Source organism: Streptomyces sp. NPDC096136 (assembly GCF_044763325.1).
In the GTDB taxonomy this organism is placed as follows: domain Bacteria; phylum Actinomycetota; class Actinomycetes; order Streptomycetales; family Streptomycetaceae; genus Streptomyces.
The window spans coordinates 15,688-30,789 of record NZ_JBIWFZ010000032.1; the positions used below are offsets into that span (position 1 = coordinate 15,688).

Annotated in this window: 16 protein-coding genes; 10 read left to right on the plus strand and 6 right to left on the minus strand. The window is 72.6% G+C overall.

The genetic code is table 11. The features are described from left to right. The first annotated feature begins 213 nt into the window (after positions 1 to 213). Positions 214 to 1,878 (plus strand): lytic transglycosylase domain-containing protein, encoded by a 1,665-nt coding sequence (locus ACIRBY_RS36515; RefSeq protein ID WP_403909015.1) that lies wholly within the window; start codon positions 214 to 216, stop codon positions 1,876 to 1,878. A 72-nt stretch (positions 1,879 to 1,950) separates the two neighbouring features. Here the strand turns inward: ACIRBY_RS36515 and ACIRBY_RS36520 are convergent, their stop codons facing one another. Further along, positions 1,951 to 2,526, minus strand: a complete 576-nt coding sequence (locus tag ACIRBY_RS36520; protein WP_403909018.1) for a hypothetical protein — start codon at positions 2,524 to 2,526, stop codon at positions 1,951 to 1,953. Between the two features lie 232 nt (positions 2,527 to 2,758). Then, on the minus strand, positions 2,759 to 2,962 hold the full coding sequence (locus ACIRBY_RS36525; protein WP_007265804.1) for a cold-shock protein: 204 nt from the start codon (positions 2,960 to 2,962) through the stop codon (positions 2,759 to 2,761). A gap of 236 nt (positions 2,963 to 3,198) precedes the next feature. On the opposite strand from ACIRBY_RS36525, the gene ACIRBY_RS36530 reads away from it, so the two are divergent. Then, a complete protein-coding gene (locus ACIRBY_RS36530; RefSeq protein ID WP_403909021.1) occupies positions 3,199 to 4,062 on the plus strand; it encodes a menaquinone biosynthetic enzyme MqnA/MqnD family protein in 864 nt (287 codons plus the stop codon). 39 nt (positions 4,063 to 4,101) lie between these two features. Here ACIRBY_RS36530 and ACIRBY_RS36535 read toward each other — a convergent pair whose 3' ends face one another. Continuing rightward, the gene (locus ACIRBY_RS36535) at positions 4,102 to 4,245 is read right to left on the minus strand and encodes a hypothetical protein (RefSeq protein WP_403909024.1); all 144 of its coding nucleotides are present in this window, start codon (positions 4,243 to 4,245) and stop codon (positions 4,102 to 4,104) included. Here ACIRBY_RS36535 and ACIRBY_RS36540 point away from each other — a divergent pair. The 6 genes from ACIRBY_RS36540 to ACIRBY_RS36565 all read left to right on the plus strand — a co-directional run bounded on the left by ACIRBY_RS36540 (position 4,244) and on the right by ACIRBY_RS36565 (position 10,566). After that, the gene (locus tag ACIRBY_RS36540) at positions 4,244 to 4,939 is read left to right on the plus strand and encodes a hypothetical protein (protein WP_403909025.1); all 696 of its coding nucleotides are present in this window, start codon (positions 4,244 to 4,246) and stop codon (positions 4,937 to 4,939) included. The two genes, ACIRBY_RS36535 and ACIRBY_RS36540, sit on opposite strands and share 2 nt — an antisense overlap. A gap of 90 nt (positions 4,940 to 5,029) precedes the next feature. Beyond that, entirely contained in the window at positions 5,030 to 6,826 is a 1,797-nt protein-coding gene (locus tag ACIRBY_RS36545) for a serine/threonine-protein kinase (protein ID WP_403909028.1), read from the plus strand. A 95-nt stretch (positions 6,827 to 6,921) separates the two neighbouring features. Then, positions 6,922 to 8,121: a cyclic dehypoxanthinyl futalosine synthase gene (mqnC, locus tag ACIRBY_RS36550; protein ID WP_403909031.1), complete on the plus strand. Its 1,200-nt coding sequence runs from the start codon at positions 6,922 to 6,924 to the stop codon at positions 8,119 to 8,121. Between the two features lie 16 nt (positions 8,122 to 8,137). Then, complete coding sequence (locus ACIRBY_RS36555) at positions 8,138 to 8,782, plus strand: imidazolonepropionase-like domain-containing protein (protein ID WP_403909033.1); 645 nt, start codon at positions 8,138 to 8,140, stop codon at positions 8,780 to 8,782. Between the two features lie 161 nt (positions 8,783 to 8,943). Next, the gene (locus ACIRBY_RS36560; protein ID WP_403909036.1) at positions 8,944 to 9,639 is read left to right on the plus strand and encodes a demethylmenaquinone methyltransferase; all 696 of its coding nucleotides are present in this window, start codon (positions 8,944 to 8,946) and stop codon (positions 9,637 to 9,639) included. 15 nt (positions 9,640 to 9,654) lie between these two features. Next, positions 9,655 to 10,566 carry a glutaminase gene (locus ACIRBY_RS36565; protein WP_366455677.1) on the plus strand — a complete coding sequence of 304 codons (912 nt, stop codon included), beginning with the start codon at positions 9,655 to 9,657 and terminating at the stop codon, positions 10,564 to 10,566. Between the two features lie 46 nt (positions 10,567 to 10,612). Here ACIRBY_RS36565 and ACIRBY_RS36570 read toward each other — a convergent pair whose 3' ends face one another. Then, a complete protein-coding gene (locus ACIRBY_RS36570) occupies positions 10,613 to 11,155 on the minus strand; it encodes a GNAT family N-acetyltransferase (RefSeq protein ID WP_403909039.1) in 543 nt (180 codons plus the stop codon). Between the two features lie 98 nt (positions 11,156 to 11,253). Here ACIRBY_RS36570 and ACIRBY_RS36575 point away from each other — a divergent pair, with 98 nt between their 5' ends. Beyond that, positions 11,254 to 12,546, plus strand: coding sequence for a geranylgeranyl reductase family protein (locus tag ACIRBY_RS36575; RefSeq protein ID WP_042814020.1), 1,293 nt, complete (start codon positions 11,254 to 11,256; stop codon positions 12,544 to 12,546). Between the two features lie 49 nt (positions 12,547 to 12,595). Here ACIRBY_RS36575 and ACIRBY_RS36580 read toward each other — a convergent pair whose 3' ends face one another. Continuing rightward, the gene (locus tag ACIRBY_RS36580; RefSeq protein WP_403909042.1) at positions 12,596 to 12,850 is read right to left on the minus strand and encodes a hypothetical protein; all 255 of its coding nucleotides are present in this window, start codon (positions 12,848 to 12,850) and stop codon (positions 12,596 to 12,598) included. 197 nt (positions 12,851 to 13,047) lie between these two features. Beyond that, positions 13,048 to 13,908, minus strand: coding sequence for an NlpC/P60 family protein (locus ACIRBY_RS36585; RefSeq protein ID WP_366455680.1), 861 nt, complete (start codon positions 13,906 to 13,908; stop codon positions 13,048 to 13,050). 820 nt (positions 13,909 to 14,728) lie between these two features. Here ACIRBY_RS36585 and ACIRBY_RS36590 point away from each other — a divergent pair. Then, positions 14,729 to 15,088, plus strand: a complete 360-nt coding sequence (locus ACIRBY_RS36590) for an NADH-quinone oxidoreductase subunit A (protein WP_045946775.1) — start codon at positions 14,729 to 14,731, stop codon at positions 15,086 to 15,088. Positions 15,089 to 15,102: the final 14 nt, after the last annotated feature.

Sequence of the window (15,102 nt, forward strand, 5' to 3'; positions counted from 1 at the left end):
GCAGGGTCGGAAGTCCCGTTCGGGCCGGGCCGGAGGGCCGCAGGAGGCGGGCTGGACGTCCTGGGCCACAGACGGGTGAAGCCGAGACGAATGGTGCGTCATATCTGCGGGGGCGACGGCGAGTCGGATCCGAATACCTGATAGACAGAACAATCACGGCCCGACCGGCCGTGCGCCTGACTTCGCCGGCCGCCTTGGGGGGATCGCCGCACCGTGAAGCCGCTTCACCGTCATGTAGTCAACACCTCGCGCAAGGTACTGTGCACGGCTGCCCTCGCCGCCAGCCTCACCACGGCCGCCGTCGTGACCAACACGCCGGTCGCCGGCGCGGGCGAGGCCGAGCCCACCCCGGACAGCCCGCAGGCCGCCGAGCGCGGTGACGCCCGCCTCGACCTGCCGGGCCAGCTCGCCGACCCCGTGGTCCCGCCCGCCGCGGGCGCGGGGGGAACGGCCGCCGAGGGCGCCGCCGGCATCCCCGCGACGGCCCTCGACGCCTACAAGCGCGCCGAGCTCGCCGTCGCCGCCGCGCTGCCCAAGTGCAAGCTGCCCTGGCAGTTGATCGCGGGCATAGGCCGCATCGAGTCCGTGCACGCCTCCGGCTACGGGCTCAAGGAGGACGGCACCACCGAGCGGCCGATCCGCGGCCCGCGCCTCGACGGCAACGGCTTCGCGAAGATCCTCGACACCGACAAGGGCGAGTTCGACGGCGACACCGAGTACGACCGCGCCTTCGGCCCGCTCCAGTTCATCCCCTCCACCTGGGCCACCTGGAAGGCCGACGGCAACGGGGACGGCAAGCGCGACGCGAACAACATCTACGACGCGGCCCTCGGCGCCGGCCTCTACCTCTGCGCGGGCGGCAAGGACCTCTCCAACCCCGCCGACCTCGACAAGGCGATCCTCAGCTACAACCAGTCGCGCGAGTACGTGAACAGCGTGCTCGGCTACATGCGCCAGTACCAGCAGGACGGCACCGCCGGGATCCCGAACCCGCCCGTCGGCACCTACCCGACCCCGCCGACGCCGACCGTGCCCACCCCGCCGCACGTCCCGACCCCGAACCCGCAGGCGCCGAAGCCGGACCCGAAGCCCACCCCGAAGCCCACCCCCGAGCCGTCGAAGCCCACGCCGGAGCCGTCCAAGCCGACCCCGGCGCCGGCGACGCTGGCCAAGCTGGAGCGGGTGGGCGACGGCGCGCTGGAGGCGGAGGCCGGCAGCACGTTCGCGGACGGCGCCCGCTTCAAGGCGGTGCTCAGCGACGGCAAGCCGGCCGTCGGCCAGGCCGTCGTCGTCGCCGTGGAGCAGGACACCACCGGCGGGACGGGCTTCGTCTTCGGCGACGAGTCGAGCGTGGTCGTCCGTACCGACGCCCAGGGCGTCGCGACCGCGCCGCGGCTCAAGGCGGGCCCGAAGGCGGGCACCTTCACCCTGCGGGCCACGGCCTACGACGCCAAGGGCCAGTTCACCGTGGCGCTGGACGGCAAGGTCACCGCGAAGCCGGCCGAACAGCCCCTGGCGCTGACCCGGACGGACGGCACCAAGGCCGTCGAGGTCGCGGCCGGCACCCCGGTCAAGGGCCTGGAGTTCCTGGCGGCCCGCGGCGGCACGGCGCAGACCGGCGTCCAGGTCACCGCGGCGCTGGTCACCGGCAAGCCCGGCGCCTGGGTCCCGGTGGACCCGAAGACGGCGAAGGGCCCCTTCTTCAAGGGCGCGTCGGCCGACCAGAAGCTGTTCGCCCTGGAGCTGCCCAAGACCAAGGCCGACGGGAAGGTCTCCCTGCCGGAGCTGCAGACGGCGGGCGTGCCGGCGGGCACGTACCACCTGCGGCTGACCACGGCGGACGGGGCCGAGCTGGTCCTGGACGTCAAGGTCGTCTGACCCGCGCCCGCCCGTACGACGGCACGGCCGGTCGCCCCGGGGCGACCGGCCGTGCCGTCGTGCAGGGGACCCTTATACGGGGGTGTCCTGGAGGGGGGAGAAGCCGGCGCCGCAGGCGGCCGCCAGGTTCGCCGGGGTGAACGGCGTGTCCGAGGTGGTGCACCGGGCCTCGTGGATCACCCCGTCCTTGCCCAGCAGGTCGACGTAGAGGTAGCCGGGGTTGCGCTCGGTGACCGTGGCGTCGGCGTCCGTGACGCACTGGGGCGCGTTGGGGAGGTTCCCCAGGTTGATCCAGACGCCCGGGTTGCGGCTGTCGTTGAGGAACGCGTGGCCGTGCCGGTCGGTCGCCACGTGGAAGGTCACGCCGGCGGGGAAGTTGATGTAGTCCGGCGCGGTGACGCTGACGTCGCGCGAGGTGGAGCACTTCTTCTTGTGCTCGTCCCGGTCGTCCTCGGACCTGGCCTGCTTGGCGTGCTTGGCCTGCTTGTGCTGCATCGCGGCCTTGCCGGAATGGGCGGACTTCCTCTTGTGCTGGGGGTCGTGGTCCGCGCCCCCGCCGGCGGCCGCGGACGGTGCCATGAGCGCGCCGAGGAGCACCGCCCCCGTCACCGCCGAAATCCCCCGTGCGGCCCAAGCGAGCTTCGTCATCTGATCCTCCGTGAGTTCGGGCCTGGTGTTCGCGTTCGAACATCCCCGACCCGCTCCCGAAGTGCACGCAACGTGACCGCGCGATCACTCAGGGGAACCACGACTCGGCCCCGAACGGCGGTGGGGCACCGCTCCGGAGGGAAAGGCAGGAGCCCCGCCCCTTCCGTTCGCACGGAGGGGCAGGGCTCCTTGGGTACTGCGATATCCGACCGCGATCCGGTCGGCCTGGCGACTAGGCCGGGGTGACGTTCTCCGCCTGCGGGCCCTTCGGACCCTGCGTGACGTCGAAGTTCACCTGCTGGTTCTCCTCGAGGGAGCGGAAGCCAGAGGCGTTGATCGCGGAGTAGTGGACGAAGACATCCGGGCCGCCGCCGTCCTGGGCGATGAAGCCGAAGCCCTTTTCAGCGTTGAACCACTTCACGGTTCCGGTAGCCATGAGCCCTCCTATGGGCCAAAGGGTCGCCCTGCTCCAGAACCTGCTAAGAAGTCTGAAAACTACAAAAGCCTGCGGGTTACATGCTCCGCAGGCCTCGTACTGCAAGGGAAACCAAACTGCAACTTGCGTCGAGCCTAGCACGCACCCTCGGGGCGAGACCAGAGGGAAAGATCACGTCACCCGGACGTTTGAGACCCGCTCGATCGCTGACGGAGAAGCGCCGCTAGTCTCGCGATGTGGACGTCTATCGCAGCCGGCCCCGGGTCGGCCACATCCAGTTCCTGAACTGCATGCCCCTCTACTGGGGGCTCGCGCGCACCGGCACGCTGCTGGACATGGAGCTGACCAAGGACACCCCCGAGAAGCTCAGCGAGCGCCTGGTGCAGGGCGACCTGGACATCGCGCCGATCACCCTCGTGGAGTTCCTCCGCAACGCCGACCGGCTCGTCGCCTTCCCCGACCTGGCGGTCGGCTGCGACGGCCCCGTGATGTCCTGCGTGATCGTCTCGCAGGTCCCGCTGGAGCAGCTGGACGGGGCCCGGGTGGCCCTCGGCTCGACCTCGCGGACCTCCGTGCGCCTCGCCCAGCTGCTGCTCGCCGAGCAGTACGGGGTGCGGCCCGACTACTACACCTGCCCCCCTGACCTGGGGCTGATGATGCAGGAGGCCGACGCGGCGGTGCTGATCGGGGACGCCGCGCTGCGCGCCTCGCTGCACGACGCCCCCCGGCTGGGGCTGGCCGTGCACGACCTCGGCCAGATGTGGAAGGAGTGGACGGGGCTGCCGTTCGTCTTCGCCGTCTGGGCCGCCCGCAAGGACTACCTGGCCCGCGAACCCGAGATCGTCCGCGAGGCCCACGAGGCCTTCCTCGCCTCCCGGGACCTCTCCCTGGAGGAGGTCGTGAAGGTCGCCGAGCAGGCGGCCCGCTGGGAGGCCTTCGACGCCGGGCTGCTCCAGCGCTACTTCACCACCCTCGACTTCCGCTTCGGCCCGGAACAACTCGCAGGGGTCAGGGAATTCGCGCGGCGTACGGGAGCGGACACCGGCTACGCGGCAGATGTGACCGTGGAGTTGCTGAAGGCGGGCGCTCCCGAGCGTTGATCATCAATACCCCGGGGATCTTCCCCGGGATCTTCCGCTTCACGGCACGGGAATGTTCCGTTTGCCGGTAATTCGTTCGCCTTTCGCATTTCCGTCGTACGCGTCCGAAGAAGCGGAAGAAGTTGTGCCGCGGGGAATACGGGCGGGCAGGGCGGGGAAGCGGATGGCATTCGGCAGGAACATGACCGGCGAGTCCTTTGGACCGGTGTCCTGGGAGGAGATCACCAGGTTCACGGTCGGCAGGTCGCTGCGCGACGCGGTGCGCGCGTCCAAGCGGGGCGCGGGACCGCACGCCCTGCGCGTCCCGCGCGTGCGCGGCGGCGAGGAGTACATGGTCCCGGCCGTGTACATCGCGCCGGCCGGGCCGGACGGCGCCCCGCTGCGGCAGGCGGGCTTCCGGCTGTACGAGGACGAGGGCCGCACCCGGCTGCTGTGCGCGGTCGCCCCGGACGGCCCCGGCGGCGACCGCCACCGGGTGACCGACGCGGCCGGGCGCGAGGCCGGCGCGGTCCACCGCACCCCGGCGGCCCAGCGGCTGGTCCGGCACGGCTGGTGGCTGGAGCAGCCCGGTCGTCCCGAGGTGGCCGCCGCGCGCCGCTGGGCCGAGGGGGGACCCGGGCGGATCGCCGGGCGGGGCGTCGGCAAGCTCCTCGGCAGCGTCGTCGACAACGTCCTGAGCCTGGGCGCCGAGGACACCGGCGACACCCCGCTCCACCCGGTGCTCTGGCGGGCCGGGGAGGAGACCGTGCTCTCCTTCCGGCCCTCCCAGGGCCCCCGCTGGTACACGGTCGAGCGGGACGGCTGGCTGGATCGGCGGCTGGCCTTCGCCCTCGCGGTCCTGCGGGAGAGCGGGGTGTGGGGCGCGGACCGGCGCTGACGCCCGCCGACGGTCCGGCCCCGATCCGCCGGGCAGGCCCTAAGGTGCTGCTGTCCGGGTGACCACGGAGCCCGGGGGACGGGGGGACCGATGCAGGCGCTCGAAGACGGTGAACCGCGGACGATCGGCGCGTACCGGCTGCTCGGCCGGCTCGGCGCGGGCGGCATGGGCCGGGTCTACCTCGGGCGCAGCGCGGGCGGCCGGACCGTCGCCGTGAAGGTCGTGCACCCCCACTTCGCCTCCGACGCGGAGTTCCGCACCCGCTTCCGCCGCGAGGTGGAGGCCGCCCGGCGGGTGGGCGGGGAGTGGACCGCGCCCGTGCTGGACGCCGACCCGGAGGCGGCCGTGCCGTGGGTGGCGACCGGGTACGTGGCGGGGCCCGCGCTGGACCGGGCGGTCGCCGGGCACGGGCCGCTGCCGCAGGCCTCGGTGCGGGCGGTGGGCGCGGGACTGGCCCGGGCCCTGGTGGCGGTGCACGCGCTGGGCCTCGTCCACCGGGACGTGAAGCCCTCCAACGTGATGCTGACCCTCGACGGGCCGCGGCTGATCGACTTCGGGATCGCCCGGGCCACGGACGGCACCGCCTCGCTGACCTCCACCGGGGTGTCGATCGGCTCGCCCGGCTACATGTCCCCCGAGCAGATCCTCGGCAAGGGGGTCACGGGGGCGTCGGACGTGTTCTCGCTGGGCGCGGTGCTGGCCTTCGCGGCGACCGGCCGGCCGCCGTTCAGCGGGGACAACTCCGCCACCCTCCTCTACAAGGTGGTGCACGAGCCGCCGGAGCTGGACGCCCTCCCGGAGGGCGAGCTGCGCGGGCTGATCGCGGCCTGCCTGGCGAAGGCGGCGTCCGAGCGGCCGTCGCCCGAGGCGCTGGCGGCCGCGCTGGGCGGGGCGCTGGGCGCTCCGGGGTGGCTGCCGGCCCCGCTGGTGGAGGAGGCGAGCCGGGCTGCGGTGGCGCTGCTGGACCTGGACGCGGATGCCTCCGGGGGCGGGGCCGGGACCGGGTTCGGCCCGGGGGCGGTGTCCGCGTCCGGGCCGGTGCCGTTCACCGAGGGGTCCTACGGCGGGCCCGTCGGGGTCGGCTTCGGGACGCCGGACCCTTCGTACGGGACCCCGCCCGGGTACGCGGCGACCGCCGGCCCCTACGGCTCCGGCGCGGGGGCCGGGTTCGGCGGCGGGGCGTACGGGGCGGGCCCCGGCTCCACGGGAAGCGGAGCCACGGGCGGCGGGGTGTACGGGGCGCCCACCGAGACGGCGGGGCGCGGCGGGGTGCCGGGGCCGCGGACCGTTCCGGCGGACGAGCGGCGCGGGGTCACCGTCAGCGCGGCCGGCCGCCGCTTCAGCTGCACCCTGGTGCTCGGCGCGGCGGCCGCCCTGGTGGCGCTGTCCGGCGGGCTGTACGGGATGGGGCTGCTGCCCGGTCAGGGGGACGCCCGGGACGCGGCGGTGGGCAAGCCCCCGGCCGCCTCGGCGCCGCAGCCCGCGGCCTCCGCCCCCTCGTCCTCCGCCTCCGCGCCGAAGGGGTCCCGCAAGGACGTGCCCGAGCCGTTCATCGGCACCTGGAAGGGCAGCGTCACCACCAGCATCAAGGCCACCACCGAGTTCGAGATCACCATCAAGGCCGGCGGGATCGGCGAGGTCGTCGCCCGGGACAAGTCGGTGCTGCCCGTGCTCGGCACCGACTGCAGTGGCGACTGGCGGCTCTCCTCCGCCACCGACGGCTCCCTGGTCCTGGACAGCTCGGTCGGCACCAATCCGGCCCCGGGCATCTGCTCCGGCGGCTCCGCCGACGAGCGCTTCACCCTCAACCCCGGCGGCACGCTGCACTACAGGTCGGGCGACAGGGGGGCCGGCAACCCCGAGGGCGACCTCGTGCGCAGCCCCTGACGCGGGTCCCCGCCCCCTGGCGGAGCCGGTCGGGGGCGCTGGCGTAGGCTGGATCGGTCCGGACCCTTGACACACCGCCGAAAGGTGACCCACCGGTGACCGACCTGGCCGCACTCCAGTCCGTCCTCGACCGCGCCGCCGAGGGGGGCCGGATCACCAAGGAAGAGGCGCTCGACCTCTACCGGCACGCTCCCCTGCACGCCCTCGGCCAGGCCGCCGACGCGGTGCGCCGGCGCCGCTACGCGGGTACGGAGCACATCGCGACGTACATCATCGAGCGCAACATCAACTACACCAACGTGTGCGTCACGGCCTGCAAGTTCTGCGCCTTCTACGCGGCCCCGAAGGACACGAAGAAGGGCTGGACCCGCGGCCTCGACGACATCCTGCGCCGCTGCGCGGAGACCGTCGAGCTCGGCGGCACGCAGGTGATGTTCCAGGGCGGGCACCACCCGGACTTCGGCGTGGAGTACTACGAGGAGCACTTCTCCGCCATCAAGAAGGCCTTTCCGCAGCTGGTCATCCACTCCCTCGGCGCGTCCGAGGTCGAGCACATGGCCCGCATCTCGGGGGTCTCCGCGGAGGAGGCCATCCAGCGCATCCACGCCGCCGGCCTCGACTCCTTCGCGGGCGCCGGCGCCGAACTCCTGCCGGAGCGGCCGCGCAAGGCGATCGCCCCGCTGAAGGAGTCCGGCGAGCGCTGGCTGGAGATCATGGAGATCGCCCACAAGCTGGGCGTGGAGTCCACCTCCACCATGCTGATGGGCACCGGCGAGACCAACGCCGAGCGCATCGAACACATCGCGATGATCCGTGACACGCAGGACCGCACCGGCGGCTTCCGCGCGTTCATCCCGTACACGTACCAGCCCGAGAACAACCACCTCAAGGGCCGGACGCAGGCGACGGTGTTCGAGTACCTGCGCATGATCGCGATCGCGCGGCTCTTCCTCGACAACGTCGCGCACATCCAGGGCTCCTGGCTGACCGTCGGCAAGGAGGCGGGCCAGCTCGCCCTGCACTACGGCGCCGACGACCTCGGTTCGATCATGCTGGAGGAGAACGTCGTCTCCTCCGCCGGCGCCAAGCACCGCTCGAACCGCCAGGAGATCATCGACCTGATCCGCAAGGCGGGCCGCGTCCCGGCGCAGCGCGCGACGACGTACGAGCACCTCGTCGTCCACGAGGACCCGGCGAACGACCCCGTCGACGACCGCGTCGTCTCGCACATCTCCTCGACCGCCATCGAGGGGGGCACCGCCCACCCCGAGCTGAAGCTCATCTCCGCGAACTGACGCGGACCGGTCCCCGATGCTGACGCTGCACACCGCCGACCTCCTCGTCACCGGCCCGGGCGCCGCACCGCTGGGGGCCGGCGCCGTCCTGGTGGAGGGCGACCGGATCGTCCGCACGGGCCCGTACGGGGAGCTCGGCGCGGCAGCCCCGCACGCCCGCGTGCGGCGCTGGCCCGGGGTGCTGACCCCGGGGCTGCTGGCGCGCGGGGCGGACGTGCTGCTGGAGGGGACGTACTACCCGGACGACCCGTACGAGGTCACCGAGCTCGGACCCGACCCGATCACCGGGGCGGCGGCGCTCGACGCCCTGAAGCTGACCGAGTCCCGCTGGGGCAACAGCGCCCGGCGCGGCACGCAGAAGCTGCTGGCGCGCGGGGTGGTGGCGGTCGCCGGGCGGTTCACGGTCCCGGCGGTGCGCACGGCGGTGGTCCGCTCGGGCCTGGCCGTCGTCCCTCCCGCCCCCTCTGGGGGCGCGCCCGCGCTGGACCCGCTCACCGGGCGGGAGAGCGCCGCAGAGGCCTTCCACGGGGTGCTGGAGGCGGGGGCCGCGGCCCGGTTCGCGGTGTTCGCGGTGGCGGACGAGGCGGAGCTGCTGGAGCGCGGGGCGACCACCTGCGTGGCGACGGTCATCGGCGGCCGGCTGCTGCACCGGCGGCGGTAGGGACTCCGGGCGGGGGGCTCGGCGGCGGGCGCCCGCGGCCCCGGGAACGCCTTGGCCCCGGCCGGGTGAGGGCACCGCTCCGGTCCGGGTGCGGGCCTGAGAGGATGGCCCCGTACGAGCCGACCGACCGGCAGACACCGAGCAGCGAGGGGCCACCGCCAGTGACTAGGGCTTCCCTGGACAAGCAGCCGCACGAAGTCGCCTCCATGTTCGACGGCGTGGCGGAGAAGTACGACCTCACCAACGACGTCCTCTCGCTCGGCCAGGCCCGCCTGTGGCGCAAGGAGGCCGCGAAGGCGGTCGCCGCCCGCCCGGGCCACAAGGTGCTCGACCTGGCCGCCGGCACCGCGACCTCGTCCCTCCCGTACGCCGCGACCGGCGCGTACGTCGTCCCCTGCGACTTCTCCCTGGGCATGCTCCGCGAGGGCAAGAAGCGCAACCCGTGGCTCCCGCTGACGGCGGGCGACGCGACCCGGCTCCCCTTCAAGGACGACGTCTTCGACACCGTGACGATCTCCTTCGGGCTGCGCAACGTCCAGGACACGGACGCCGCGCTGCGCGAGCTGTACCGGGTGACCAAGCCCGGCGGGCAGGTCGTCATCAGCGAGTTCTCGCAGCCGACGTGGGCGCCGTTCCGGACGGTCTACACCGAGTACCTGATGCGCGCGCTGCCGCCGGTGGCCCGCGCGGTGTCCTCGAACCCCGACGCGTACGTGTACCTCGCCGAGTCCATCCGCGCGTGGCCGGACCAGCCGGCGCTGGCCGGGCTGCTCCAGAAGGCCGGCTGGGGCGAGGTCGCCTGGCGCAACCTCAGCGGCGGCATCGTGGCCCTGCACCGCGGCGTCAAGGCCCAGTAGCGTCCGTTGGCTCCCGTGGACTACCAGCACCTCCTGGAACGCATCGCGGCGGACGTCGCCCCGCTGATCGGCAGCGGCACCCCGGCCGAGTACATCCCGGCGCTGGCGGGGGTGGACCCGCGGCGGTTCGGGATGGCGGTCGCCGACCTCGACGGCAACGTCTTCGGCACCGGCGACTGGCAGGTCCCCTTCTCCACCCAGTCGATCACCAAGGTCTTCGCGCTGGCCCTCGCCCTCGCCGAGGGCGGGGACAGCCTGTGGGAGCGGGTGGGGCGGGAGCCGTCCGGCAACCCGTTCAACTCCCTGGTGCAGCTGGAGTACGAGAACGGCATCCCGCGCAACCCCTTCATCAACGCGGGCGCGCTCGTCGTCACCGACCGGCTCCAGACCCTGACGGGCGACGCGAGCAGCGAACTCCTGGACTTCCTGCGGCAGGAGAGCGGGAACCCGGACGTCGGCTTCGACCCGGAGGTCGCCGCGTCCGAGCAGGAACACGGGGACCGGAACGCGGCCGTCGCGCACTTCATGGCCTCGTACGGCAACATCGACAACCCCGTACCGGCGCTGCTGGACCACTACTTCTGGCAGTGCTCGATCGAGATGACCTGCGCGGACCTGGCCCTGGCCGGCCGCTTCCTGGCCCGCCACGGGCTGCGCGCGGACGGCTCGCGGCTACTGACGCGCAGCGAGGCGAAGCAGGTCAACGCGGTGATGCTGACCTGCGGGACCTACGACGCGGCGGGGGAGTTCGCGTACCGGGTGGGGCTGCCGGGCAAGAGCGGGGTCGGCGGCGGCATCATCGCGGTCGTCCCCGGCCGGTGCACCCTCGCGGTGTGGAGCCCGGGACTGGACGCCCAGGGCAACTCGGTCGCGGGCGTGGCCGCCCTGGACCGGTTCACGACCCTGACGGGCCTCAGCGTCTTCTGACCCGGCCGGTGGGACCCCGCGGGCCGGGTCCCACCGGGCGGCGGGGCTACGGCCGGCCGAGCGCGAGCTCGTAGCGCAGGGCGCGGCGGTCGGGCGGGGCCGGGAACTCCTCGGCCAGCGTCATGCCGAGCCGCTCCGCCACCGCCACCGAACGCACGTTGCGGGCGTCGATCACCGCGCAGACCCGCTCGACCCCGACCTCCCGCAGCCGCTCCAGCGTGGCCAGCGCGGCGGCGTACGCGTACCCCTTGCCCCACGCGGCCCGCCCCAGCCGCCACCCGATCTCGATCCGCCCCACCGGCCCCCACTCCTTGTGCGCCGGCCACGGCTGCGCGCCGGTGAAGCCGATGACCTCGCCGGCCCCGTCCAGCAGGGTCCACAGGCAGTGCCCCAACTGCGCGTCGTGCATCCGCTGCCGGGCGGTGATCTCCTCGTACGCGGACAGCTCCGCGGGTCCGCCGAGGAACTCCATCACGTCCGCGTCGTCGAAGACGCGGTGCCAGGCCCGCGCGTCCTCGTCGATCGGTACGCGGAGCCGGACCGCCGGCAGCGGCGGCAGCGGCGGCAGGGTCGTCGGGGAGGTCGTCATCGGGGCAGCCCTTCGGATCGCGATCTCTCTCGCTGCATAGACTGCGTCATGTCCTGTGCCGTTGGGCACCCCTTATCGAGCCTTCGGGAGACCCCGCAGTGACCGAGCGCACCGAGCCCCTCTCCGAACACTCCGCGGACGTGATCGTCGTCGGGGCCGGGCCCGCCGGCTCGACGACCGCCTACTACCTCGCCAAGGCGGGGCTCGACGTCCTGCTCCTGGAGAAGACGGCGTTCCCGCGCGAGAAGGTCTGCGGCGACGGTCTGACCCCGCGCGCCACCAAGCAGCTGGTGGCGATGGGCATCGACATCTCCGAAGAGGCCGGCTGGCTGCGCAACAAGGGCCTGCGCATCATCGGCGGCGGGCAGCGGCTCCAGCTGGACTGGCCGGAACTCGCCTCGTTCCCGGACTACGGACTCGTGCGCAAGCGCGACGACTTCGACGAGATCCTGGCCCGTCAGGCGCAGAAGGCCGGCGCCCGCCTGTACGAGCGCTGCAACGTCGGCGAGCCCGTCCGCGACCCGCGCACCGGGCACATCACCGGCGTGCAGGCGAAGCTCGGCGAGGAGAAGACCCCGGCCACCTTCCACGCCCCGCTCGTCATCGCGGCCGACGGCAACTCCTCGCGCCTGTCCCTCGCGATGGGCCTGCACCGGCGCGAGGACCGCCCGATGGGCGTGGCGGTGCGCACGTACTTCACCTCGCCCCGGCACGACGACGACTACCTGGAGTCCTGGCTGGAGCTGTGGGACCGGCGCGGCCCGCAGGACCGGCTGCTGCCCGGCTACGGCTGGATCTTCGGCATGGGCGACGGCACGTCCAACGTCGGCCTCGGCATCCTCAACTCCTCCTCCGCGTTCAAGGAGCTGGACTGGCGCGAGGTCCTCAAGGCCTGGTGCGCGTCCATGCCGGAGGACTGGGGCTACACCCCCGAGAACATGACGCAGCCGATCCGCGGGGCGGCCCTGCCGATGGCCTTCAACCGGCAGCCGCACTACACCAAGGGCCTGCTGCTGGTCGGTGACGCGGGCGGGCTCGTCAACCCGTTCAACGGCGAGGGCATCGCCTACGCGATGGAGTCGGGCCGGATCGCGGCGGACGTCGTCGTGCAGGCCCACGCCCGCGCCACCCCGGCGCAGCGGGAGCTGGCGCTGCACAACTACCCGAAGGTGCTGAAGGAGACCTACGGCGGCTACTACTCGCTGGGCCGCGCCTTCGTGAAGCTGATCGGCAACCCGAAGGTCATGAAGATCGCCGCGCAGCGGGGCCTGACGCACCCGGTGCTGATGCGCTTCACGCTGAAGATGCTGGCGAACCTGACGGACCCGACGGGCGGCGACGCGATGGACCGCATCATCAACGGCCTCTCGAAGGTGGCCCCGAAGGCCTGAGCCGGCCCCAGACGCCTCCTGAGCCGCCCCCGGGTCCCCGGCGGGCGGCTCAGCCGTCCGCGGGCTCCTCGACGCCCTCCGGGGCCCCGTGGACGGCGCGCACGCAGCGGGCCATGAGGACCAGGCCGGTCAGCAGGAGGGCGCAGGAGACGGTCCAGCCGAGGCCCAGGGCCAGGGGGGTGCCGGGCTTGCGCCAGGGGCGGGCGGTGGTCAGCAGCCAGCCGCCGACCGACAGGAGGCACAGGCCGAGGGCGGCGGGGAGGGCGGTGGCGTCGCCGGGCTCCTCGCACGAGGTTCCGCTCACGGGATCACCACCTCAGGGAATCGCAACGGGCGCACGGGTACGCCGCCTATCTTCGCAGGGCCCCGGCGGGTTCCGCACGGGCCGTCCGCGGGGCGGGATTCCGGGCATGCCGAAGGTCCGGTACTCCGCCCCCTGGGGGCACCTCCCAGCGGTAGCTGGGTGAGGGGGAGTACCGGACCTCGCGGAGACCGGGTGGGTCAGAGGACGCGGACCGCGCCCGTCGGCATGTCGTAGCTCATCGTGCGCTCGACGATGCCCGCGCTGGGGTTCTGCGCGCCGACGAACTTGCCGCCGCCGACGTAGATGGCGACGTGGTAGGCGCTGCCCTTGGGGCCCCAGTACAGGATGTCGCCCGGCTGGAGGTTGCTGAGCGAGACCGAGGTGCCGGCCATGGACTGGTCCTGCGAGACACGGTCCAGGGTGATGCCCGCCTGGCGGTAGGCGGCCTGCACGAGGCCCGAGCAGTCGTACGCGGAGGGGCCGGTGGCGCCCATGACGTACGCCTTGCCGACCTGGGCGTAGACGAAGTTGACGATGGCCGCGGCGGAGCCGGTGGCGGAGGAGCGGCCGCTGCTGGAGCCGCCCTTGACCACGGCACCGCTGCCGTCGTCGGAGGCGGAGGCGCTGGTCAGGGAGGAGCGGCCGCCGTTGCGGGTGGCGCGCTCGGCGTCGGCCTTGCGGTCGGCCTCCTGCTTGGCCTTCTGCTCGGCGACCTTCTGGGCGTCTTCCTTCGCCTGCTTCGCCTCGGCGGCGGCACCCGTACGGGCGCTCTCCTCCTGGGCGTTCAGCTCGCCGGTGACGGCGGCCTCGACGGCGGCGACGCGGGTGTTCTCGGCGGCCGTGTTGACGGCGTTGGAGACCTCGGTGCCGAGGTCCAGGCTGAGGACCGGCATCTCCAGCGTCGTCTCGGCCACGGGCTCGGTAGACGGGGACGCGCTCGCGGTGCCGGCCATGGCCAGGGTGCTGAGGACGCCACCGGCAACTCCGGCGCGGACCGCGAGCTTCGAGGTGCTGCGGCGGGGCTTCCGGTGGCTGGGTATGTGAGCGGTGTGGGACATGGGACAACCGCTATCAGGGGTGCAGGGTCACCTTCAAGAAACGTGGTCTGCGCCACAGTTGCGGAAATCGGCGGGCAACCGGGCGCGCCGCGCCTCTTATTGACGCCGTAACGGACTAATCGGACACCCCTTCACAGGGCTGTGATCATGGCGTTTCAGTAATAAGTCCGAATTGATCCACCGCCTACCATCCACCCGTACAGATGGCCAAGCCTCCTTTTTGCGGGCCCTCCCGGGTGTGTCGCAGGTCACAGTCGCCCGCCGTCGTGAGGGCGCCGTGGCCGGTCCGTGATCCGACCGTGAGGTGTCCGTGCGTTTCCCGGTGCGGCGGGAGCGGCGCGGGTTCGTGAACCGGTGCACATCCCCCCGGCGCCGCAGGGGCCGTCCACTTCCGTACGGCCGACCTCCCCCGGGCGGGGGAGGCGGATTCCCTTACCACCCCGGCGGCCTCGTCGCCAATTTGCCTGTAGCGCCCATTGTTTGATAGTGCAAGGCCGCCTCCACCTGCGGTGACGGGGTCGGATGTCACCTTTGGTGATCATGTGGATGCCTTGCGTATGAAGATCGCCACTCGTTGGGCTTCATGATCGTTCGTCAGGTGGTGGAGATCACAAACTCGGTGTTGTTACCCGTGTCGCAGATCACAGACCGGCAGGCATAAGATGCGCACCAGTCCGGCTTGTGAACTGCCTCACATGCGATCGCCCCCGCTCCGGCGGCCGCGGTCTCCCGGGGCGGCTCCCCCCGGCCACCGCTGGGAGGGCCCCTCATGCCGGCGCAGCGGTCCAACGGTCAAGGACGACTGGAAGGAGCGAGGAGCGTGAATGCCTACGCACCCATCCTCGTGCTCGGCGCCATCGGCGCAGGGTTTGCGATCTTCTCCGTGGTCATGGCCACGCTGATCGGCCCAAAACGGTACAACCGGGCGAAGCTTGAGGCGTACGAGTGCGGCATCGAGCCGACCCCGATGCCCGCCGGCGGCGGACGCTTCCCCATCAAGTACTACCTCACGGCGATGCTCTTCATCGTCTTCGACATCGAGATCGTCTTCCTCTACCCCTGGGCCGTCACCTTCGACTCCCTGGGGATCTTCGGGCTCGTCGAGATGCTGCTCTTCGTGCTCACCGTCTTCGTCGCCTACGCATACGTCTGGCGCCGCGGCGGCCTGGAATGGGACTGAGGGGCTGAATTTTC

Coding starts and splice junctions, on each gene's coding strand:
- ACIRBY_RS36520 (WP_403909018.1), bottom strand. CDS start 2,526: ATGACGAAGCTCGCTTGGGCCGCACGGGGGATTTCGGCGGTGACGGGG.
- ACIRBY_RS36525 (WP_007265804.1), bottom strand. CDS start 2,962: ATGGCTACCGGAACCGTGAAGTGGTTCAACGCTGAAAAGGGCTTCGGC.
- ACIRBY_RS36540 (WP_403909025.1), top strand. CDS start 4,244: ATGACCGGCGAGTCCTTTGGACCGGTGTCCTGGGAGGAGATCACCAGG.
- ACIRBY_RS36535 (WP_403909024.1), bottom strand. CDS start 4,245: ATGTTCCTGCCGAATGCCATCCGCTTCCCCGCCCTGCCCGCCCGTATT.
- ACIRBY_RS36545 (WP_403909028.1), top strand. CDS start 5,030: ATGCAGGCGCTCGAAGACGGTGAACCGCGGACGATCGGCGCGTACCGG.
- ACIRBY_RS36555 (WP_403909033.1), top strand. CDS start 8,138: ATGCTGACGCTGCACACCGCCGACCTCCTCGTCACCGGCCCGGGCGCC.
- ACIRBY_RS36570 (WP_403909039.1), bottom strand. CDS start 11,155: ATGACGACCTCCCCGACGACCCTGCCGCCGCTGCCGCCGCTGCCGGCG.
- ACIRBY_RS36585 (WP_366455680.1), bottom strand. CDS start 13,908: ATGTCCCACACCGCTCACATACCCAGCCACCGGAAGCCCCGCCGCAGC.